Origin of the sequence: Thermomonas sp. XSG (assembly GCF_014678725.1) — a bacterium.
Lineage (GTDB): Bacteria > Pseudomonadota > Gammaproteobacteria > Xanthomonadales > Xanthomonadaceae > Thermomonas.
Genome location: NZ_CP061497.1, coordinates 1659668 through 1679999 on the forward strand (window position 1 = coordinate 1659668; position 20332 = coordinate 1679999).

Consider the following 20332-nt stretch of genomic DNA (forward strand, 5'->3'; position numbering starts at 1 on the left):
AGTACCCAGCGGCGCTGCCTGGTACCCCTTACGGGGATTACTTGCCGTCGGTGTTGTTCTTGCCGTCCGCCGAAGCGTTGGCTTCTTCCGCGGCATCCTGTGCCTGCTCGGCGGCGTCTGCCGCCTTCTCGGCAGCGTCGGCCATGTCTTCGCGACGGGTCATGTCGCTGCCCGCGACATTGCCCGCGGCGGTGGCCGCTGCGTCAGCCGAAGCCGCCGCTGCATCCGCCGCCGCCTGCGCGGTCGCCGCGGCTGCGGTATCGCCGGTGGCGGCCGCGTTGTTCGCAGCTTCCTGGGCTTCCGTAGCGGAGGCCTGGGCTTCGTTGGCCGAATCGGCGGCCTGGTCGCGGTTGCACGCGGTCAGGCTGAGACCCAGCGCCACGGCCACAATTGCGAGTTTGATCGTCATAACACTCTCCGGGTTGATGCCTATCGGCGAGCTGAGGATATGACTGCGATGTCAATGGCGCGCGAAGACGACCACTCGCGACCTGAACGGCGGGATTCCGGGTGCTTGTGCCCGGATTGGTGACTTCCACGAACTGGTCGGCTCCCGACCCTAAGCGGACGGTCACTCGGCCGGCCGCGGGTGGAGGTATGTGGCACGCGATCTGGGCGCAAACGCCTCAGCTCAGGCACCCAGAAACACCGCTGCCAAGACCAGGTAGCGTCCCGCCTTGGCGACCGTCACCAGCACAAGAAAGATAGGCAGCGGTTCGCGCATTACACCGGCAACGACCGTCAGCGGATCTCCCACCACTGGAACCCAACTGAGCAGCAGCGACCATTTCCCATGACGCTGGTACCAGCGCTGCGCACGATCGATCTGCGCGTCGTTGACCGGAAACCAGCGCCGATCCTTGAACCGCTCCAGCTGCCGACCGATGGTCCAGTTCACCGTCGAGCCGAGCACATTGCCCACACTGACAATCGTGATAAGCCACACCGGCGAATAGTCCGCCAGCAGCAAGCCGGTGAGCATCGCTTCGGACTGCAGGGGCAGGATCGTCGCGGCGCCGAAGGCGACTGCGAACAACGCGGCATAGACGCCGATGTCAGGCATCGATCAACCCGCGACTGCGTAACGCATGGCGCGGGATGACTGCCTCACTGCGGCCAGCGCCCATGCAATTCGTCGATCCTGTACGCGTGCGCATGCTTTCCGTTGCCGACCTGGTGGTCCGCGAGATGTGGGTGGTCATCAGCCAACTCAGGATGGCTGTGTTCCACCACGTCCGGATCGCGGCGCGGCCAGGTCCGCCAGGCGAACAGCAACCCGACCGCGGCCACGCCACTCAAGGCGGCGAGCGCGCTGCCGAGACCGAAGCGCGCGCCGACCCATCCGGCGAGCGGGTAGCACAGCAGCCAGCACGCGTGGGACAGTGAGAACTGTGCGGCGAAGAGGAACGGCAGGTCATCGGGATCTGCGGATCTTCGCAAGAGCCGTCCACCGGGGGTAACCAGACCCGCGTAGGCCATGCCGAGCAGGATCCATGCGGGGATCAACACTTGCCAGCCAATGTGGCCTTCCATTCTTTGCCAAAGGACGGCCGTCGCGATCAGGGTAAGCGCCATCGCCGCTGCTGCCATAAGCATTACCCTGCGATCCGGGATGCGATCCAGCACTTTTGGCAGCAGCAGCGCGACGGACATCGAGCCGCCGCCGAATGCAGCCAGTGCCCAAGCCACTTCGCGATCGCCGCCGCCCAGGATCGTGCGCACGACCACGACTGTATTGACGAACACCATGGCGCCACCCGCTGCCGCGACCAGGTTCAACGCGAGCAAGCCGCGCAGGCGTGGCGTGCGCAGGTAAATCCGCATCCCGCGGATCGCCCGCGCATACGGGCTGCCTCCGTTACGCGCATCGGCCACGGCTGGGAACTGCGTGGCCAGCACCAGCAAGGCAGAGAGCACGAAGCCCAGCGACGTGCCGGCGAACAACCCGTGGAAGTTGATTACCGCCAACAGCGCGGCCGCGAGCATCGGGCTGAGCAGGCTCTCCAGATCGTACGCCAAGCGCGAGAGCGACAGGGCGCGGGTGTAGTCGCGCTCTTCGGTCAGGATTTCGGGGATCAGCGACTGGAACAGTGGCGTGAAGCACGCGGATGCCGACTGCAGGAGGGCGATGAGCAGATACACCTGCCATATCTCCGTGACGAACGGCAGGCATAGCGCCACGCCGGCGCGCACCAGATCCAGCGCGATCAGCACGGCCTTGCGGTGCATACGTGGAATGAGCGCTGCTGCCACTGGCGACAGCAAGACGTACACCGTCATCTTGATCGCCAGCGCCGTGCCGAGCACGGCACCTGCCTGGTCACCGGCCAGATCGTAGGCCAGTAACGCCAAGGCCACGGTGGCGAGGCCCGTCCCTACCAGGGCGATGACCTGAGCAAGGAAGAGCGAGCGGAAGCTGGGGTGCCGCAGGATCTCGATCATGGCGGTGTCCGATATGCAGGTGAGCAGCGCTGCGGCGTGATGCCGCAGCGCCTTCGTTCGATTACGACTTCTTGACGGGTTGCGCCTCGGGCTTGGGTGAGGCCTTCTTTTCGGCATCGCACTTAGCCTTGAGGGCCTTGATCTCCGGATAGGCCGGGTCGACGGCATAGCGCAGCGGATTTTCGAGTTGGGCGCAGGTGGTGGCCAGCGGCTTGTCTTCGTTGCCATGACCTTCTTTGTGGGCAAACGCCGACAGGGGCAGCACAGCGAGGCACGAGACCAATGCGAAGCAACGGATATTCATGGTGTAAGTCCTCTGGGTGAATCGCGGCGATCAGGGCCAATGGAAATTGCGTGGACGGGCGCCTGACCGCTGCATGGGTCAAGCAACGCGTTTGATGTCGGTGTACTGGCCGCGCACGCGGACAACAACGGTGACCGGAGCGTCGCCGCGATTGCGCCAATACCAGCCGTGGTTGCCATCGAAGGCAGCTTCGATCTCGCCATCGTCTGCGGGAACGCTGCGGCCTTTCTCGTAGCTGATGGACTGTCCGCCGCCGTCACCATGGGTATCGAAGTTCACCGCACCGCCTTGGGCGCTCCAACTGAACTGGGCACGCTGCCCCGCCTTCATTGCGAGCTTGATTTCGGCACCCTCACCAGGCTGAAGCACGACCTGCATTTGATCTCTCCAGGACGACCCTGCCGTTGGCGCAACAGCAGCGGCTGCTTCTGCGCTTGGCTCGACGGGGGTAGCCGCGCGCTTGTCTGCCGCGTCCTGGGCGGCAAGCGCTGCATCGCGCGCCGCATCCGCTGTCGCTTCTTCGGCCAATTGTCCCTTGATCTCGCCCATCTCGGTCAATCCCAGCATTCGGCCAATGCCGGTCGGGTCAATCGCGTATTCGGCCGGCAAGACGACGGTGATGAGCAGGGCAATTGCGACCGCCAAGGCGATCAGCGTCGAACGCAGCAGTTTCCGCTTCGACGGCAGATCGGCGGCGTTGGGGAGTGGTGTGTTGTACATGGGTGAATGCTCCAAATGTCAGGAAACGAAATAGCCAGTGAGCTGCATGCCGATCAGCACGAATCCGGCGCACATCATTGCGACGTTGGCGGTGTAGGCGTGGCGCCAGAAGCCCTTGGTGCGGCGCCAATAGCTCATGGCGATCAGTACCGCGCCGAGCGCCAGCAGTTGCCCGATTTCCACGCCCACGTTGAAGGCCAGCAGGTTGGGTACCAGCCCATCCGGGGAGATGTCGTAGTCGAGGATCTTGCTCGACAGGCCGAAACCGTGGAACAGGCCGAAGATCAGCGTGGCGGCCTTGGTATTGGGCTGGAAGCCGAACCAGCGCTGGAACGCTCCGATGTTGTCGAGCGCCTTGTAGACCACGGAGAGCCCGATGATGGCGTCGATCAGGTAGCTGTTGATGCCGATGTTGAAGTAGACGCCCAGCAACATCGTGGTCGAGTGCCCGATCGCGAACAGCGTGACGTAAAGCGCGATGTCCTTCATCCGGTAGAGAAAGAAGATTACGCCAAGCAGGAACAGGATGTGGTCGTAACCGGTGGCCATGTGCTTGGCACCCAGGTACATGAAGGAGATCAGGTGCACTCCTGAGATCTCCTGGATGTAGCCCTTGTCGCCCTCGGCCACGGCATGAGCGAACGCATCGCCTGACATCGCCAGGAACAGGATGGCAGTGGCCAGGAAAGTGGAGAGACGGTTCTGGATCAATGGCGCCCGGAATCCGGGCGCCGATAGTCGGAGACGATGTTGCATGTGTGTCAGCCTTGTCGTAATGGAAGTCATTGGCCCGGCACCTGTATCGGAACGGCTCGGTCAGGTGACGTGCGTGCGCTATCCGGCGCATCGGCATCTTTGCGATGGATGAGCCGGTAGAGCGCGGGTAGCACCAGCAGGGTCAGCAAGGTGGACGAGATGATGCCGCCGATCACCACGGTCGCCAGGGGGCGCTGTACCTCGGCGCCGGTGCCGACATTGACCGCCATCGGCACGAAACCCAGGCTGGCCACCAGCGCCGTCATCAGCACCGGCCGCAGACGCGTCAAGGCCCCATCGATCACCGCCTCGTGCAGCGGATCGCCCTGCTCGCGCAGGCGGCGGATGAAGGTGATCATCACCAGGCCGTTGAGCACAGCCACACCCGACAACGCGATGAAGCCGACGCCGGCCGAGATCGAGAACGGGATGCCGCGCAGCCACAGCGCCAGAACACCGCCGGTCAGGGCCAGTGGGACGCCACTGAACACGATTGCCGCATCCTTGCCCGAACCGAAGGCCATGAACAGCAGCCCGAAGATCATGACCAGGACCACGGGTACCACGACGCTCAGGCGTTGGCTTGCGGAGATCAACTGCTCGAACGTGCCGCCGTACTCGACCCAGGTGCCGGGCGGCAGCTCGATCTCGTCGTCCACCTTCGCACGCAGTTCCTCCACGAACGAACCCAAGTCGCGGCCACGCACGTTCGAGGTGATCACCACGCGGCGCTTGCCGTTCTCGCGGCTCACCTGGTTCGGCCCCAGTTCGACCTCGATCTTCGCCACCGCGCTCAACGGCACGACACCGGGGACATGGACGGACGAGGCCTCGTCGACACTGCCAGTTCCTGCCGGCAACTTGATCGGCAAGGCGGCCAAGGCCTTGGGATCCTGACGTTCGGCTTCCGGCAGCCGTACCACGATGTCGAAGCGTCGATCGCCTTCGAACAGCTGCCCGGCGTTCGCGCCGCCCATGGCGGAGGCCACGGTGTCCTGGATGTCGGCAACGGCCAGGCCGTAGCGTGCCAGCGCGGCTCGATCCGGCGTGATCACCATCAGCGGCAGGCCCGTCACCTGTTCCAGCTTGACGTCGGCGTTGCCCGGAATGGTGCTGGCGAGCGCCTCGATCTGTTTGCCAACGCCTGCCAGTTCTTCCAGATCGTCCCCGAACACCTTGATCGCCACTTCCGCACGCACACCGGCGATGAGCTCGTTCATGCGCATCTGCACCGGTTGGGTGAACTCGTAGTTGTTGCCGGGGATGGCGCGTACTGCCTTCTCGAGCTCGGCGACAAGTTCCGTTTTCGGCTTGCGCGGATCCGGCCAGTCCTTGCGGTCCTTGAGCAGAATGAAGGTATCGGCCACCGACGGTGGCATCGGGTCGGTGGCCACCTCTGCCGTGCCGAGTTTGCCGACCACCTTGTCGACCTCCGGGAACTGCTTGATCCGTGATTCAAGTTGCTCCTGCATTCCCACGGCCTGGGTCAGGCTGGTGCCCGGAATGCGCAAGGCATGCAGGGCGATGTCGCCTTCATCCAGGTTCGGGATGAACTCGGTACCCAGCCGCGTGGCCAACAGTCCGCACAGCACCACCAGCACCGCCGCGGCCGCCACGACCAATGTCCGCATCGCCAGCGCCTTTTGCAGAAGCGGCGCATAGATCCTGTTCATTGCCCGCATTACACGCGTTTCCTTTTCCTCCACCTTGCCGGTGACGAACTGCGCCACAGCCGCTGGTACGAAGGTCAGCGAGAGCATCATGGCGGCTGTCAGCGCCATGACCACCGTGATCGCCATGGGGTGGAATGTCTTGCCCTCCACGCCGGTCAGGGCAAAGATCGGCAGATACACGGCCGCGATGATGAAGAGCCCGAACAGACTGGGTTTGATGACTTCCGCACTCGCCGAAGCGGCCAGATCGAACCGTTCTTCACGGGTCAGCAGGCGCCCGAGTGTGTGCTGGCGTTCACCGAAGCGACGCAGGCAGTTCTCCACGATGATCACCGCACCATCGACGATCAGGCCGAAGTCGAGCGCGCCCAGACTCATCAGGTTGGCCGAGACCCGGTTCTGCACCATACCGGTAATCGTCATCAGCATCGCCACCGGGATGACCGCGGCCGTGATCAGGGCGGCGCGGATGTTGCCCAACAGCAGGAACAGCACGGCGATGACCAGCAGTGCACCTTCCAGCAGGTTCTTCTGGACTGTGGCGATGCTGCGATCGACCAGCCGCGTGCGGTCGTAGATCGAGCGAGCGCTCACGCCTTCGGGCAAGGTCGCGTCGATCTCCTTCAGCCGGTCAGCGGCGCGGACCGCCACCTCGCGGCTGTTCTCGCCGATCAGCATGAACACCGTGCCGAGCACGACTTCGTGCCCATCCTTGGTCGCGGCACCCGTGCGCAGTTCCGAGCCGATGTGGACTTCGGCGACGTCGCTGATCCGCAACGGCAAGCCGTCGCGCATCGCCACCGTGATCCCGCGCAGGCCCTCCTCATCACCGACCTGGCCTGGGATGCGGATCAGGTTCTGCTCGCCACCACGCTCGATGTAGCCGGCACCCGTATTGGCGTTGTTGCGCTCGATCGCACGCAACAGGTCTTCGAGCGTCAGGTTGTAGGCAATGAGCTTGGCCGGATCCGGCGTGACGTGGAACTGTTGGACATTGCCGCCAATGGTGTTGACCTCGGTCACACCCTTGAGGTTGCGCAGCTGCGGACGGATGACCCAGTCCTGCAACGTGCGCAGGTCGGTCGGTGTCCACGGCTGGCCATCTTCTTTCTTGGCGCCTTCCTCGGCCTCGACGGTGTACATGAAGATCTCGCCCAAACCCGTCGCGACGGGGCCGAGTGTCGGCTCGACGCCTTCGGGAAGCTGCGATGCGGCTGCCTGAAGGCGTTCGGCCACTTGCTGCCGGGCGAAGTAGATGTCGGTGCCGTCCTCGAAGACGACGGTTACCTGCGATAGCCCGTAGCGCGAGATCGATCGTGTGTACTGCAGTCGCGCCATGCCAGCCAATGCGGTTTCGACCGGGAAGGTCACCCGCTGTTCGGCTTCCAGTGGCGAGTAACCAGGTGCTTCAGTGTTGACCTGGACCTGGACGTTGGTGATGTCAGGCACGGCGTCGATCGGCAGGCGGCCATAGCTCCAGATCCCGAGCGCGGACACGCCCAGGACCAGCAGCAGGACCAGCCAGCGATGTGCGATCGCCGCGCGAATGATGCGTTCAAGCATGGCGGTCTCCTTAGTGGTCGTGGCTGGCGCCGGACTTGTCGACGTCGGCCTTGATCAGGAAGCTCTGTTCGGCGACGTAGCGCGTCCCTGGCTTGAGCCCGCCCAGCACTTCGGCGTACACGCCGTCGCGCTCACCCAGTTCCAGCATCCGCACCTCATAGGTCTCGCCCACTTGTGCGAAGACCACGGTGAAATCGCGAAAGCGCTGCAAACCTGATTCCTTCACCGCCAGCGGCACCTCACGCGCACCCACGACAACTTCCGCGGAGACCGTCATGCCCGGACGCCAACGGCCTTCGGTGTTGTCGATGGTGGCGCGGGCGACCACGCTTTGGCCCGAGGCCAACGGCAACAGGGTCTGGATCTTGCCGCTGGTATTGCTCTCGCCGGTGGCGGAGTTGATGTCGACTTCCTGACCGATGGCGAGCTTCTCGGCATCCGCGCCAATCGCACGCAGTTCCACCCACACCTCGGACAGATTGGCCAGTTCCACCAGCGTGTTGCTGCCAGCCACATCGCCTACGTTGGTGTTGCGCGCCAAGACGACGCCATCGAACGGGGCGGTCACCGGATAGCTGCGCATGCTGTCATTGCCTTCCACCACAGCCAGGGTCTGGCCACGGCGTACGCGCTGGCCCTGTTGCACATGCACCGAGCGGACGATGCCGGGGAAGCGTGCCTTGATCTCCGCGTGGCGGTTCTCGTCGAGTGCCACCGTGCCCATCAGGCGCACCGTATTGCGCACCACCGCCGAACCGGCAGCTTCGATCTTGACGCCAGCGGCTGTCGCTGCCTCTGCAGGGATCGTGGTTCGCCCTTCATAGGAATCGAACGCCCAGCGATGCGTCTTGCCTGCATGCTGTGCCTTGACCTCGACATCGAACGAATGCGGCTCGGTGACCTCGCCGCTGCCGGTCAGGTAGTCGTTCTCCGCCTTGAAAGTGAAGTCGTTGACCTCACCATCCAGGCGCTTGAGCTGGATCGTCGCCTGCACGCTTGCGGGTGGAAGCGGCTTGTCGTTCTGATATGCGTAGAGGCGGTATTGCGGCGGCACGTTCGTCTCGAAGATGGTGACTTCAAGCGCGAAATCGCCATCGCGCAGCATGCGACCGCGGTGCGGACCGCGTTCGTATTCGCCCGAGGCAGGTGCCGCGGCTTCGCCTGCGACAGAGGTCTCCTTGGCGCTCTCACCGCGACCGCACGCGGCCAGGAGCGTGAGCAACAACGTGGCAATTGCAAGACGAATCATGGCGTGGTGTCCTGGGCAGCGGCGGTGAGGCGCTCAACCTCGACCAGCAGGGTGTGGTAACGGGCGGCGGCTTCGGTGCTGCGCTCACGCAGCTCGAACAAGGTGCGTTGGGCCTGCGCCAGAGCGAGGAAGGAGAAGTTGCCGGCCTCGAATCCGCGGCGGGTGAAGGCCAATGCTTGCTCGGCCTTCGGGATCATGGATTTGCGCAGGGTGTCGGTTTCCAGGCGCGCGTGACCGAGTTCCTGGTAGCGCTCGAACAGTTCCTGATGTCGCTCGTAGCGTGTCGCATCGCGTCGTGCACTGAGCGCAGCCAACTGGGCATCCGCCTCGGCGACCGAAAACGCGGAGCGCTTGCGATTGCCCAATGGCATCGACGCCGACAACACCAGTCCCTGATCCCCTAGCGCCTGCAATCGGCGGACACCAAGGCTGACAGTGATGTCGGGCTTGGCCGCCGCTTGTGCGACACGACGGCGAGCAGCGATGGTCTCGGCTTCCAGCAGGTTTGCCCGTTGCTCCGGCGTTGCCGGGAGCCTCGCCACGAGGTACTCGAACGGTTCGACCGGCGGCAAAGCGTCGAACTCGCCAACCGCAGTCGAAAAATCGGGCTCGATCGACCCCCAACTTGACGCAAGCGTCATGCGCGCACTTAGCAGTTCATGCTCGGCGTGTTCGCGCTTCAGCTCGGCTTCGGCGACTGCGATCTCGGCGGCACGCAGGTCGGACTCCGGATTGCGCGCAGCGGCAACCCATGTGGCAACCTCGCGACGCGTGCGTTCGGCCTGCTTTACCCGGTCCTGGGCAAAAGCGAGTCGGCGCTGATCGGCAACGACTTCAATGAAGCGGGTGGCGGTACGACTGGCGATCTCGATGCGCGCGACTTCGGCCTGGTTCTGCTGCTGGCCGACCTCGGCGGCACCGAGGGCTTCCCGTGCCTGGCGTTTACCGCCCAGTTCCAGGACGCGCCCGATGCGCAGCGTGGTTTCAGCAGACGAGAAGCCACTCAGGGCACCGGTGCCGACGACATTTTCCAGATCGCCGCCCACGGTATAGGGCGTGGGCAAGGCTTCACGCTGCGCCTTGGCCTGGATGGCCTGCAGGTGTGCCTGTTCGGCGATGACGGTGGGACTTCCTGCCAACGCACGGGCGATGGCGTCTTGCAGGCGCAAGGGTTCGGCGGCGCGTCCCGACAACGGGACAGCGCCGAAGGCTCCGGCCATGGCCAGAACCAGCAGACAACGCAAATTCACGGGTAACCTCCGAAAGGATCGAAAGACAACGCAAGGCATGTCGCAGCCATGCGGCTGCGGGCGTCGTCAGGCGATCGGAGGTCGGAAGGGAGATGTCAGGCGGGAAGCAGGTGGTCCGGGCACGCGAGCGCGATCAGGTGGCTCACCCGTCACTGGGGCCGAGGCCAGCAGCGATGCCGGTTCCAGCAATGCCATGGAGCCGGCTGCGCCGAACTGGTGCAGCAACCCATGCAGGCCGAGCGGATCGCCGGGGGCCTCGTCGTCTACCGGGGGCTCTTCGTGCCCGTCATGGTGCGAATGACCGTGATCGGACTGCAGGGCCATGGTGTGCTCCATGTCATGTAGATCGCCCACGGAACGTAGCACCGGCTGCATCAGCACGCCCAACGCCACCAGCGCCAACAAGGCGATGCGCAGAAGGCTGCGGTGGCGGCGAATTAGGTGCATGGTGCTTAATAGCCTACAGGCAAGGCGGCGGCTGCGCCAATCGCTAGCCGCCCAGGGCGCGTATCGCCCAGCCGTACAACGCCGCGCCGAGAATCACTACCGGAACGATCCAACGCGCCTTGGACCAGAACAGCAGCCCCAGAACGACTGCGAAGATCAGCACCTCATGCATGCCCCGGATGCTGCCAAGCAACAGCGCAAGCGTGGTACCGGCGATCAAGCCCACCACCGCGGCCGTCACCCCTGCGAGGAACTCGGTGACGCGCGGACGGTGCACCCAGCGTTCCATGGTGTCATGCCCGAGCAACGTGAAGGCAAATGCAGGCAGGAATACCCCCGCCGTCATCGCGACCGCGCCCCATGGCCCACCACCGACGTAGCCGACGAAGGTGGCGAAGATCACCAGCGGTGCGGGCAACAGACCCGACAGCGCCAAGCCGTCCAGGAACTGGCCATTGCTCATCCAGGCACCCTGACTGACCGCATCACGCTGCAGGAACGGGATCACCGTGTAGGCCCCACCGAAGGTCAGCAACCCGGCTTTCAGCCCGGACCAGAACAGCGCAAGAACACCCACGGTGTCCGCAGCGAATGCCGAACTTTCATCCACGCGGCTCGCCAAAGCATGCAGGCCCGTCAGGGCTTCTTCCTTCCATACCTTCACCAGAACAAGCGCCACTGCGGCGCTCAGAAGCCATCCGGCAAGTGCCTTGCGGTGCTCGCGTGCGCACAGATAGATCAGCCCACCCGCGACCAGGACGATGGCGAAATGCACGTTGGCGAGCTGCGCCAGCATCGCCGCTGTGGCGACCATCCACAGCCAACGGTCTTCCAGCACGTGACCGCCGATACGGACAATGGCGCGGACGATCAGGGCCGCTACCGCCGCCTGCGCGGCAGTGAACACCGAAGTCCATCCTTCCAGTCGCAGACCGTGCCGGATATACAGACAGGACAACGTCAACATCAGGATGAAACCCGGCAGCATGAAGCCCAGCCCGGCGAGCAGGCCGCCCAGCCGTCCCCGCGACCGATAGCCGAAATACACGCACAGTTCGTGTGCTTCCGGGCCCGGCAGCACCTGGTACACCGCCAGCACGCGGTTGAACTGCTCCTTGCTGATCCAGCGTTCCTGCTCGACCAGCTCGTGTCGGATCATTCCGATCTGCGCGACCGGGCCGCCCCATGCCAGGGCGCCAAAACGCAGGAAGCGCAGGAACAGGCGACCCAAAGCTTCTCGCGGAACGGCATGCGTTTCGAGAGGAGTGGGTGCCATGGGAGTCAGGATACGTCAGGTTTCTCTCTAGCTAGGCCCCTGGTCGGTCGCGGCTTGCCGCCCCTCTATCCCTCGAGTCGAAAACCTAGTGCATTGGATTCAAACATCCGTCTGCTCTGCGATCTCTAGAGCGTCATCAACCTCGATGCCCAGGTAGCGAACGGTGCTCTCGACGTCCCCCCGGTTTTGAGTAGCGCGGCGATCTGGAGTCCAATTCCCCAGAGTAAGGAGATTGGACGTGAAGAAGCGCTTTTCCGAAGAGCAGATCATCGGCTTCCTGCGTGAGGCCGAGGCCGGGCTGCCGGTCAAGGAGCTGTGCCGCAAGCACGGCTTCAGCGAGGCGTCGTACTACCTGTGGCGGAGCAAGTTCGGGGGCATGAGCGTGCCCGATGCAAAGCGCTTGAAGGAGCTGGAGACCGAGAACGGGCGGCTGAAGAAGCTCCTGGCAGAGCAGGTGCTCGAGAACGAGGTCATCAAGGACGTCCTGCGAAAAAAGTGGTGAGCGCGCCGGCTCGACGCGGGCAGGTGCGCTACATGATGACCAGGGGGCTGAGCGAGCGGCGAGCCTTGGCGGTGCTGCGCATGAGTGCCAGCGCGTATCGCTACCAGCCGGCGCCCGATCGCAACGTCGATCTCCGCGAGCAGATCCTCGCACTGGCCCAGCGATACAAGCGCTACGGCGTCGGGATGATCTACCTCAAGCTCAGGCAGGCGGGAGTTCTCGTGAACTACAAGCGCGTGGAGCGGCTGTACCAGGAAGCGAAGCTGCAGGTGCGGCGCCGGAAGCGGAAGAAGGTGCCGGTCGCCGACCGGCAGCCGCTGCTGCGTCCGAGCCGTGCCAACGAGGTCTGGTCGATGGACTTCGTGTTCGACCGGACCGCGGATGGCCGGGTACTCAAGGCGCTCGTGATCGTGGATGACGCGACGCACGAGCTAGTGGCGATCGAGGTCGAGCGGGCCATTTCCGGACATGGCGTCGCTCGCATCCTGGACCGCTTGGCGGTGCAACGTGGCCTGCCGCGGGTCATCCGCACCGACAACGGCAAGGAGTTCTGCGGCAAGGCGATGCTCGAATGGGCGCATGCCCGCGGTGTTGCCATGCGCCTGATCGAGCCGGGCAAGCCCAACCAGAACGCCTATGTCGAGAGCCTCAACGGCCGCCTGCGCGACGAGTGCCTCAACGAACACTGGTTCACCAGCCTGCTGCATGCCCGAACCGTCATCGAAACCTGGCGCCGCGAGTACAACGAGGAGCGACCCAAGAAGGTGCTCGGCGGACTGACCCCGAGCGACTACGCCAGCCAGCTGGCATCCGCTACGATTGATCCCGGACTCTAAACCGCCTTGCTACTGAAGGCGGGGGGACGTCGCTCTCTAGCTTCGTATGCCCAAGCAATAGCTGGACCGCCCTGAGGTTTCGCGTCCGGCGGTAGATCAACGAAGCTTTGGTCCTGCGCATCGTGTGAGTGCCATAGGAGCCCGACTCTAGGCCAGCTTCTTCCACCCAACGATGGACGATGCGGGCGTACTGCCTCGTCGAAAGGTGAGGTGAGTCCGACACTCGGCTGGTGAAAAGGAAGTCCGAGGTCTTCAGATCGGCATGGGTGATCCAAGCCTGCACGGCCTCGCGAGTCGACTGGGTGATCTCGAACTGGACCGGTCGTCCGGTCTTCTGCTGAATCACCATGGCGCGGGACGCCATCTGACCGCCGTGTAAGACATCGGATACCCGGAGCTTCACCAAGTCGCAGGCGCGTAGCTTGGAATCGATCGCCAGGTTGAAGAGGGCGAGGTCACGGACCTTGTGGCCGATCTGAAGGCGAATGCGAATAGCCCAGATGTCTTTCAGCTTGAGCGGGGCCTTCTGGCCGATCAGCCTTCCTTTGTTCCAGGGCTCGTGGGATTGAGATGTGTTGAGGCTCGCCATGACCAACTCCTGTTGAAGGGAGTGGTCAGAGTTCTCTCGAGCCCGGTAGCAAGGCGTGACGCGACTCACATAGAACGTCCGGTTGTGGCCGATAGCGGACGCACGGTGGCAAGCGACTCTCCAAGTCCCATCGGGTTTCAATCCAATGCCGAGCGACTGCAGGCCAGCCCGCTTCAGCGGGCCAGATCTATCGGGCAAGCAATGCCCTCATGCGAGCGATCTCTTCTTCCTGTGCCTTGACTATGCCCTCGCACAGGGCCCTCACGTCAGGCTTGGTGAGCGACGCTTGTTCGCACATGAGAATGGCGCCGGCGTGGTGAGGGATCATCGATTTGAGGAACTGACGGTCTCCGACCCCAGCTTGGGCACGAATGCCAAACCAGCAAGCTGCCAGAACGACTGCACCCAACAAAACTATCGTGATGTTCTTGCGCTTATCTGGGTACATACGCCCCATCAGCGCAATCTCGAGTATGGCCATTGGTGCTGTCATCAGCCCAGCCATGTAGAACTGGTTGATGTTGGGAACCGCGTTGCCGAGTCGGTCGACCATGGCGTACATCAGCACGTACATCGCGACGAACGACAGCGCCAGCATCCATGCGAAGCGGCTGTAGTGACCATCGCCAGAGCCATGCGCCATCGGCGTGGCAGCGGCGCCATGGTCGACGTGCCCTGCATTCTTAGACGTTTGCTTTTCCATGGAGCCTCCTGATGTGAGGCGGGCGGTGCCGGGCACCGCCCGCTATGTGTGCAGACGTTACAGACCGTGGGCGGCTGCTTCCGTGGGGCTCAGGAAGCCGTTCTTGTCGGTATCCATCATGGGGAAATGGGCAGCCATTGGATGCTTGGCCATTTCCGCCTTGGAGAGCTTGCCGTCCTTGTTGCCATCCAGCTTGGCGAAGGTGACGCCCGACGATGGTGCGTGCGCTGCGTGATCCAAGGCGTGATGGTTCGCGCCCTGATGCTTCTTTCCATCCTTGTCATGGTGGTTCATGTGCATCCCACCATGCTCCATCGACATGGTCCGGTGGTGCTCGACAAATTCAGCGCGGCTGAGGCTGCCGTTCTTGTTCGCATCGATCTTGTCGAACATGGTGTTCGCCATCTTCGCCCGTGCTTCGGGCGTCGTGGGCATCTTCATGTCGGCGTGGTCCATCTTCATCTTGCTGTGATCCATCGGCTTGGTCGCGTCCTGAGGACCAGCGTGCACGTTGGATGCCAGCAACAGGGTGACCGCAAGGGCGAATGTGGTTTTGGTACTCATGTTGGAACTCCTGTGGAACGAGCCTGTGGGGGTACGGCGCTGGTCCCGGGCTCTCGGGGGGAGGCGTCTTCTGGAAGTCGGGTCTTGGCAAGCCGCAGCGCGTTGCCGACGACCGATACCGAGCTCAGGCTCATCGCCAGGGCGGCGATCATTGGGCTGAGCAACAGGCCGAACACCGGGTATAGCACTCCGGCTGCGATGGGCACGCCAATGGCGTTGTAGAGAAAGGCGAAGGCCAGGTTCTGGCGCATGTTGCGGACCGTGGCATCGGACAGCGCGCGGGCGCGGAGGATGCCGCGCAGATCGCCCTTGACCAGGGTGACCTGGGCGCTGGACATGGCGACGTCGGTGCCGGTGCCCATGGCGATGCCCACATCGGCGCTGGCCAGCGCAGGAGCATCGTTGATGCCGTCGCCAGCCATCGCGACCTTGCGTCCCTTGGCCTGCAGCCGCTTGACCAACGCGGCCTTGTCTTCCGGACGCACCTCGCCGTGGACCTCATCAATGCCGAGCGTGCGCGCCACGGCCTGCGCGGTCGTCGCGCCATCACCCGTCGCCATCACCACTCGAAGGCCGCTGGCCTGCAATGCGGCGATCGTGGGTTTGGCGGAGGACTTGATTGGATCAGCTACCGCCAGCAGCCCCAACAAGCGGCCGTCGCCCGCAAGGAACATGACGCTGGCACCATCGGCGCGCAGGCCCTCGGCCTCTGTGGCGAGGGAAGCCACGTCGATGTTATTGGCGTCCATCAAGGCCCGGTTGCCAAGCACCAGCGCGCGTCCCTCGACCGTGCCGCGCACGCCCGATCCGGTCACCGAATCGAAGTCCTGCACGGACGACAGGTCCATGGCGCGTCCGCGGGCTTCGGCAACGATGGATTCGGCCAGCGGATGTTCGCTGCCTTTGTCCAGGCTCGCCGCCAGGCGCAGCACGTCGGCAGCGGTGGTTCCGCCTGCACCGATGACTGTGCGGAAGCTCGGTTTGCCCTCGGTGAGTGTGCCGGTCTTGTCCACTACCAGGGTATCGAGGGTGCGGAAGCGTTCGATCGCCTCCGCATCGCGGAACAACACACCGGCCTGCGCGGCGCGGCCGGTGGCGACCATGATCGACATCGGTGTGGCCAGGCCCAATGCGCAGGGGCAGGCGATGATCAGCACCGACACGGCGTTGAGCACGGCCCACGTCCAAGAAGGTTGCGGCCCCCATAGGCCCCACGCGAAGAAGGTCGCCACCGACGCCGCCAGCACCGCCAGCACGAACCAATACGCAACCTTGTCGGCCATGCGCTGCATCGGCGCCCGCGAGCGCTGCGCCTGCGCCACCAGTTGCACGATGCGCGCAAGCACTGTTGCCGAGCCCACCTGCTCGGCCCTGATCAGCAGGGCGCCGGTGCCGTTCTGGGTGGCACCGATGACCGCGTCTCCCTCGCCCTTGCCGACGGGCATCGCTTCGCCGGTGAGCATCGACTCATCGACGCTGGAACGGCCCTCGACCACGATGCCGTCGACCGGCACCTTTTCGCCCGGGCGGACGCGCAGGAGGTGGCCGACATGGACGTGGTCCAGCGGGATGTCCTCCTCGCTGCCATCGTCCCTGACCCGGCGCGCGGTCTTCGGTGCCAACCCCAGCAGCGCCTTGATCGCGGCGCTGGTCTTGGATCGGGCGCGGAGCTCCAGCAACTGGCCGAGCAGGGTGAGCGAGACGATCACCGCGGCGGCCTCGAAATAGACCCCGACCCGGCCGTGGTCGCGGAATGAATCGGGAAACAGGCCCGGGGCGACCGTCGCGACCACGCTGTAGCCGAACGCCGCCGCCACGCCGATGCCGATCAGCGTCCACATGTTCGGGCTGCGGTTGCGGATGGACTGCACGCAGCGCACGAAGAACGGCCAGCCGGCCCACAGCACCACAGGCGTGGTCAGCACCAGTTCGATCCAGGTGCGGGTGGTGGTCGGCAGCGCGGGCAGGGAGTGCCCGAACATCGCAAGCAGCAGGACGACCACGCTTAGCGGCAAGGTCCACCAGAAGCGACGGCTGAAATCGCGTAGTTCCGGGTTCTCCTCCTCGTCCAGGCTGGGCATCTCCGGCTCTAGCGCCATCCCGCAGAGTGGGCAGGTGCCGGGGCCCTGCTGGCGGATCTCAGGGTGCATTGGGCAGGTGTAGATTGCGCCGGCTGGGGCAGCAGTCGCGTGCATGGATAGCGCCGCTGGGGCGGTTTGTTGCGCTGAGACCTGATCAAGGTAGTGCTGGGGGTTGGCAACGAACTTTTCGCGGCAACCGTTGCTGCAGAAGTGATATGCAAGGCCGGCATGGGTTGCCGAGCCACCCTTGGCAGTGGACGGGTCGACGGTCATGCCGCAGACCGGATCGCGCGCCGTGGTCTCAGCGAGTGACGGCTTGCCGCCTGCGCTGCAGCAGCCGCTACCAGCGTGGTCATGGGTGCTCATGCGTGGTCCTCCGACAGCGCAGCCAGGATCGGGCAGCGATTCAGTGCGCCGTGCCCCGGACATGCTGTTACAAGGCCCTGCAGCGCATCGCGCACGCGGATGAGGGACTGGATCCTGCCTTCCACGTCTTGCAGCTTGGCCTGAGCGCGTGCATTGAGCGCAGACATGTCGTCTTCGGCCAGTGCGGTCAGGCTCAGCAGGTCGCGGATCTCCTGCAGGGTGAATCCAAGCCCCTTGGCACGTCGCATGAATCGCAAGCGGTCCACGTCCGCATCCAGGTAATCGCGGTATCCAGAAGCCCGCCGCACGGGCGGCGGAATCAAGCCTTCGCGTTCGTAGTAGCGCACCGTATCGATGGGCACCTCGGCCCGCTTTGCCAATTCGCCGATCTTCATGGATTCACCTGTGGAATGGTTCGGTGAGCGGGACTCTGCACCCTGCACCATGGTCAAGAGTCAAGCGATTTGTTTGCGGCCCAGTCAACGGCGTCAGGTGCAAAGGATTCACACATCGCGCATGCGCGGCGTGCGATGACGCGTTACCGCTCAGCGCCCCGCAGGCGGATCCATGAGGAGCCCCCCGGTGAAGATGAAGAACCCCGTTGCTTTTGCGTTGCCGATGTTTCTTGGCGCAGGTTTGGCCCTCTCTGTTAGTGCTTGCGCAGAAGAGGCCAAGACCGCGCAAACGGCAGACAGCACAATGACGCAACCGGCGTCGATGCCAGCGGACCATGCGATGCCTGGACACAGCGCGGGCTCGATGGAACTGCATCGCATCATGACCGACGGCCAGAAGAAGCCCATGCCGATGTCCGGCGACGTCGACAAGGACTTCGCGGCCATGATGTCCATCCATCACCAGATGGCAATCGACATGGCCGATGTCTTGCTTGAGTCCGGCAGCAACGCCGAGCTCAAGGCAATGGCAGTCAAGATGAAGGCGGCGCAGCAAGAAGAAATCAAGCAAATGGAGCAGTACACAAAATGACTGCTGCGTAGCCGCGACGGACACTCGGCCCGAAGGGGCCGGGTGGCTCCCTCCGGTTGTCGAGGAGTCTCGCCCGTTGTGTAGCCCGGCCACTTGCTTATTGAACGCCCGCATGCTCGGCAAAAGTGGAGACAGTGCCGTCGCGCGCGACCAGTTCTACGGTATATGGCTGGATACGCCCATCCGGACTTTCCATTCCGGGCGAGCCCATCGGCATGCCCGGCAATACCAGGCCCTTGGCATCGGGCTTTTCCGCGATCAATCGCTTGACGTCCGCGGCCGGCACATGGCCCTCGACGAAATAGCCATTCACCTCGGCGGTGTGGCAGGAGCCTTTGCCGTAGGGCACTCCAACCCGTTCCTTGAGCGGATTGAGGTCGTCCGTATTGCGCACTTCCACCGCGAACCCGGCGGCGCGCATGTGATCCACCCACAGGCCGCAACACCCGCAACTCGCGCTCTTGTGGACGACCATGCGTGGCGCGTCCGTGTCGGCTTGTTGTAACGCAGGCGCGGCTGCCGGGGAGCGCGCGATTGCAGGCGGTTCTTGGGCGGTGGGGCGGGCGACGTTGTCTGTATTGCTGCCGGCAGCTTCGGGCGCGCGGGCGCACGCCGTCATGGTCGTGAGGGAGCACATCGCGGTCGCAGCAAACAGCAGGATTTTGACGTTCATCAGTTATGCCTCACTTGGCTTTCTTGGGTCGCGACGACCAGTGGATGTGGACGATGCGCCAGTCGGCGCCGGTCTTCCTGAGCACCATCGTCTCGGTGCTGAGCAGGGTCACCGGCTTGCCGTCCTTGCTGGCGTGGAGCTCGCTCTCGCTGCCAATCCAAGCCAGGTCGCCCGCGCTGCGCGCGATACGTCGCTTGAGCTGGTGATGGCTGCCCTTGAGGAACTTCGCATCGCTGATCGCGTGGTGGCTCATGTATTCGGCGCGGGTGCGCTCGGCCCCACCGGTCTCAAGGATCAACACCTCAGGGGCCAGCAAGGCTTCCACCGTTTTGAGATCGCCGGCAGCCAGTGCTGTGCCGAAACGCTCCGCTACCGCCACGGCCGGGCCGGCAGTGGCGGAAATGTCCAGCGCGGGGTCGGTTGCCGTGGGCTGTGCATGCGCGGCGTGCGCCGAGGCGGCTGGCTTGGTCTGGGCACTGGTGTCCATCACGCCGCCAAGGGCGAAGGCGGCAAGCAGGAAAGTCACGATCGATTTCATGGGTTTTACTCCGTCAGGTTCAGTGTTGGTGATCGTGGCCATCGCCTGCCTTGGCGGGTTCCGCCTGCGCTGGCGGTGCTGGATGAGATTCGATCGTGCCGTCCGCATGCCGGTGTTCGAGCATCGCCGGTGCTGCGTTTGCCACCGCCTCGGATGGCTCGGCCTTGCCAGCCTGCATGTCCATGCCGGCATGTGCGTCGACGATCTTTTCCGGATCGCTGTGATCCTGATCAGCACCCTCAGCGTGAGCGTGAGGGTTGGTCTCGCCGCCACCGTGGTCATGACCGCCGCTGCTGGCCACCAGCGCCTGGTAACGGGCTGCATCCATCCCGGGCAACTGTTGCAGGAACGCGACCATGTTCCAGATGTAGTCGTCCTGCATGCTCCGGCCCCAAGCCGGCATGCCGGAGGCCTTGATGCCGTGCTTGATGACCCAGAACGCCGAGGCCGCGTCCACGGTTTGCTTGCTCAAGTTGGGCGGGGCGGGATACAGGCCCTTGCTGAGCTCGGTTTCGGCCATGCCCGGAGCCAGGTGGCAGCTCATGCACATGGCGTTGTAGTTGCCCGCACCCTGGCGGATCAGCGCCGGGTCGTCGAGGTTGGGTGGCGGATGCAGCTTGTTCGCGCGGACCGTGATCGATCGCTCACGCATCGTATCCATCAGTGCATACACCGGGCGCGTGTGCAGGTCGTCGGCCGCGATGTTGTAAACCCCCGACCAGACGAACCCGCCCGCGGCGAGCACCGCGGCGGCGGATAGCCCGCCGAGGACGACGAGGGTCTTGCGTGTCACGAATGGCATGTCAGTTCCTC

General features: G+C 64.1%; 21 protein-coding genes. 2 read left to right on the plus strand and 19 right to left on the minus strand.

The window, feature by feature from the left end; genetic code table 11:
- Positions 1–37 precede the first annotated feature (37 nt).
- The 11 genes from ICG51_RS07735 to chrA form a co-directional block, all read right to left on the minus strand.
- Entirely contained in the window at positions 38–409 is a 372-nt protein-coding gene (locus tag ICG51_RS07735; RefSeq protein WP_190279829.1) for a hypothetical protein, read from the minus strand.
- Between the two features lie 222 nt (positions 410–631).
- Complete coding sequence (locus ICG51_RS07740; protein WP_190279830.1) at positions 632–1063, minus strand: YqaA family protein; 432 nt, start codon at positions 1061–1063, stop codon at positions 632–634.
- Between the two features lie 44 nt (positions 1064–1107).
- The gene (locus ICG51_RS07745) at positions 1108–2442 is read right to left on the minus strand and encodes an MFS transporter (protein ID WP_190279831.1); all 1335 of its coding nucleotides are present in this window, start codon (positions 2440–2442) and stop codon (positions 1108–1110) included.
- 61 nt (positions 2443–2503) lie between these two features.
- Positions 2504–2746, minus strand: coding sequence for a hypothetical protein (locus ICG51_RS07750; RefSeq protein WP_190279832.1), 243 nt, complete (start codon positions 2744–2746; stop codon positions 2504–2506).
- A 78-nt stretch (positions 2747–2824) separates the two neighbouring features.
- Positions 2825–3466, minus strand: a complete 642-nt coding sequence (locus tag ICG51_RS07755; RefSeq protein ID WP_190279833.1) for a transmembrane anchor protein — start codon at positions 3464–3466, stop codon at positions 2825–2827.
- 18 nt (positions 3467–3484) lie between these two features.
- The gene (locus tag ICG51_RS07760) at positions 3485–4123 is read right to left on the minus strand and encodes a HupE/UreJ family protein (RefSeq protein WP_223809578.1); all 639 of its coding nucleotides are present in this window, start codon (positions 4121–4123) and stop codon (positions 3485–3487) included.
- 125 nt (positions 4124–4248) lie between these two features.
- On the minus strand, positions 4249–7458 hold the full coding sequence (locus ICG51_RS07765) for a CusA/CzcA family heavy metal efflux RND transporter (RefSeq protein WP_190279835.1): 3210 nt from the start codon (positions 7456–7458) through the stop codon (positions 4249–4251).
- Positions 7459–7468: 10 nt separating this feature from the next.
- Positions 7469–8707: an efflux RND transporter periplasmic adaptor subunit gene (locus tag ICG51_RS07770; protein ID WP_190279836.1), complete on the minus strand. Its 1239-nt coding sequence runs from the start codon at positions 8705–8707 to the stop codon at positions 7469–7471.
- Positions 8704–9927 (minus strand): TolC family protein, encoded by a 1224-nt coding sequence (locus ICG51_RS07775; protein ID WP_190279837.1) that lies wholly within the window; start codon positions 9925–9927, stop codon positions 8704–8706. The genes ICG51_RS07770 and ICG51_RS07775 overlap by 4 nt, the downstream gene beginning before the upstream one ends.
- Before the next feature lie 96 nt (positions 9928–10023).
- Positions 10024–10404: a hypothetical protein gene (locus ICG51_RS07780; RefSeq protein WP_190279838.1), complete on the minus strand. Its 381-nt coding sequence runs from the start codon at positions 10402–10404 to the stop codon at positions 10024–10026.
- 43 nt (positions 10405–10447) lie between these two features.
- A complete protein-coding gene (chrA, locus tag ICG51_RS07785; protein ID WP_190279839.1) occupies positions 10448–11680 on the minus strand; it encodes a chromate efflux transporter in 1233 nt (410 codons plus the stop codon).
- Between the two features lie 238 nt (positions 11681–11918).
- Here chrA and ICG51_RS07790 point away from each other — a divergent pair.
- Positions 11919–13018 (plus strand): IS3 family transposase gene (locus ICG51_RS07790; protein ID WP_152907487.1). Its coding sequence is split into 2 segments (ribosomal slippage): positions 11919–12177 and positions 12177–13018, totalling 1101 coding nucleotides; the frame shifts between segments, so codons are not numbered across the junction.
- On the opposite strand, the gene ICG51_RS07795 is transcribed toward ICG51_RS07790, so the two are convergent.
- From ICG51_RS07795 to ICG51_RS07815, 5 genes are all read right to left on the minus strand, one after another.
- Positions 12996–13607 (minus strand): tyrosine-type recombinase/integrase, encoded by a 612-nt coding sequence (locus ICG51_RS07795; protein ID WP_190279840.1) that lies wholly within the window; start codon positions 13605–13607, stop codon positions 12996–12998. The genes ICG51_RS07790 and ICG51_RS07795 overlap by 23 nt on opposite strands.
- Before the next feature lie 187 nt (positions 13608–13794).
- Positions 13795–14310 carry a DUF305 domain-containing protein gene (locus ICG51_RS07800; protein WP_223809396.1) on the minus strand — a complete coding sequence of 172 codons (516 nt, stop codon included), beginning with the start codon at positions 14308–14310 and terminating at the stop codon, positions 13795–13797.
- Positions 14311–14367: 57 nt separating this feature from the next.
- Positions 14368–14874 carry a hypothetical protein gene (locus ICG51_RS07805; protein ID WP_112927454.1) on the minus strand — a complete coding sequence of 169 codons (507 nt, stop codon included), beginning with the start codon at positions 14872–14874 and terminating at the stop codon, positions 14368–14370.
- Complete coding sequence (locus ICG51_RS07810) at positions 14871–17321, minus strand: heavy metal translocating P-type ATPase (RefSeq protein WP_190282411.1); 2451 nt, start codon at positions 17319–17321, stop codon at positions 14871–14873. Before ICG51_RS07810 ends, ICG51_RS07805 begins: the two co-directional genes overlap by 4 nt.
- Complete coding sequence (locus tag ICG51_RS07815; protein WP_112927452.1) at positions 17318–17716, minus strand: heavy metal-responsive transcriptional regulator; 399 nt, start codon at positions 17714–17716, stop codon at positions 17318–17320. The genes ICG51_RS07810 and ICG51_RS07815 overlap by 4 nt, the downstream gene beginning before the upstream one ends.
- Before the next feature lie 193 nt (positions 17717–17909).
- Here ICG51_RS07815 and ICG51_RS07820 point away from each other — a divergent pair, with 193 nt between their 5' ends.
- The gene (locus ICG51_RS07820; RefSeq protein WP_223809579.1) at positions 17910–18308 is read left to right on the plus strand and encodes a DUF305 domain-containing protein; all 399 of its coding nucleotides are present in this window, start codon (positions 17910–17912) and stop codon (positions 18306–18308) included.
- A gap of 97 nt (positions 18309–18405) precedes the next feature.
- Here the strand turns inward: ICG51_RS07820 and ICG51_RS07825 are convergent, their stop codons facing one another.
- From ICG51_RS07825 to ICG51_RS07835, 3 genes are all read right to left on the minus strand, one after another.
- On the minus strand, positions 18406–18927 hold the full coding sequence (locus tag ICG51_RS07825) for a DUF411 domain-containing protein (RefSeq protein WP_190282412.1): 522 nt from the start codon (positions 18925–18927) through the stop codon (positions 18406–18408).
- Between the two features lie 64 nt (positions 18928–18991).
- On the minus strand, positions 18992–19519 hold the full coding sequence (locus ICG51_RS07830) for a nuclear transport factor 2 family protein (protein ID WP_223809397.1): 528 nt from the start codon (positions 19517–19519) through the stop codon (positions 18992–18994).
- 19 nt (positions 19520–19538) lie between these two features.
- The gene (locus ICG51_RS07835; RefSeq protein WP_190279842.1) at positions 19539–20321 is read right to left on the minus strand and encodes a cytochrome c; all 783 of its coding nucleotides are present in this window, start codon (positions 20319–20321) and stop codon (positions 19539–19541) included.
- Positions 20322–20332: the final 11 nt, after the last annotated feature.

Bases quoted from the DNA above. Each gene is read 5' to 3' on its own strand.
- ICG51_RS07735 (WP_190279829.1), bottom strand. From the start codon at position 409: ATGACGATCAAACTCGCAATTGTGGCCGTGGCGCTGGGTCTCAGCCTG.
- ICG51_RS07740 (WP_190279830.1), bottom strand. From the start codon at position 1,063: ATGCCTGACATCGGCGTCTATGCCGCGTTGTTCGCAGTCGCCTTCGGC.
- ICG51_RS07745 (WP_190279831.1), bottom strand. From the start codon at position 2,442: ATGATCGAGATCCTGCGGCACCCCAGCTTCCGCTCGCTCTTCCTTGCT.
- ICG51_RS07750 (WP_190279832.1), bottom strand. From the start codon at position 2,746: ATGAATATCCGTTGCTTCGCATTGGTCTCGTGCCTCGCTGTGCTGCCC.
- ICG51_RS07755 (WP_190279833.1), bottom strand. From the start codon at position 3,466: ATGTACAACACACCACTCCCCAACGCCGCCGATCTGCCGTCGAAGCGG.
- ICG51_RS07760 (WP_223809578.1), bottom strand. From the start codon at position 4,123: ATGTCAGGCGATGCGTTCGCTCATGCCGTGGCCGAGGGCGACAAGGGC.
- ICG51_RS07765 (WP_190279835.1), bottom strand. From the start codon at position 7,458: ATGCTTGAACGCATCATTCGCGCGGCGATCGCACATCGCTGGCTGGTC.
- ICG51_RS07770 (WP_190279836.1), bottom strand. From the start codon at position 8,707: ATGATTCGTCTTGCAATTGCCACGTTGTTGCTCACGCTCCTGGCCGCG.
- ICG51_RS07775 (WP_190279837.1), bottom strand. From the start codon at position 9,927: ATGGCCGGAGCCTTCGGCGCTGTCCCGTTGTCGGGACGCGCCGCCGAA.
- ICG51_RS07780 (WP_190279838.1), bottom strand. From the start codon at position 10,404: ATGCACCTAATTCGCCGCCACCGCAGCCTTCTGCGCATCGCCTTGTTG.
- chrA (WP_190279839.1), bottom strand. From the start codon at position 11,680: ATGGCACCCACTCCTCTCGAAACGCATGCCGTTCCGCGAGAAGCTTTG.
- ICG51_RS07795 (WP_190279840.1), bottom strand. From the start codon at position 13,607: ATGGCGAGCCTCAACACATCTCAATCCCACGAGCCCTGGAACAAAGGA.
- ICG51_RS07800 (WP_223809396.1), bottom strand. From the start codon at position 14,310: ATGGAAAAGCAAACGTCTAAGAATGCAGGGCACGTCGACCATGGCGCC.
- ICG51_RS07805 (WP_112927454.1), bottom strand. From the start codon at position 14,874: ATGAGTACCAAAACCACATTCGCCCTTGCGGTCACCCTGTTGCTGGCA.
- ICG51_RS07810 (WP_190282411.1), bottom strand. From the start codon at position 17,321: ATGAGCACCCATGACCACGCTGGTAGCGGCTGCTGCAGCGCAGGCGGC.
- ICG51_RS07815 (WP_112927452.1), bottom strand. From the start codon at position 17,716: ATGAAGATCGGCGAATTGGCAAAGCGGGCCGAGGTGCCCATCGATACG.
- ICG51_RS07820 (WP_223809579.1), top strand. From the start codon at position 17,910: ATGAAGAACCCCGTTGCTTTTGCGTTGCCGATGTTTCTTGGCGCAGGT.
- ICG51_RS07825 (WP_190282412.1), bottom strand. From the start codon at position 18,927: ATGACGGCGTGCGCCCGCGCGCCCGAAGCTGCCGGCAGCAATACAGAC.
- ICG51_RS07830 (WP_223809397.1), bottom strand. From the start codon at position 19,519: ATGAAATCGATCGTGACTTTCCTGCTTGCCGCCTTCGCCCTTGGCGGC.
- ICG51_RS07835 (WP_190279842.1), bottom strand. From the start codon at position 20,321: ATGCCATTCGTGACACGCAAGACCCTCGTCGTCCTCGGCGGGCTATCC.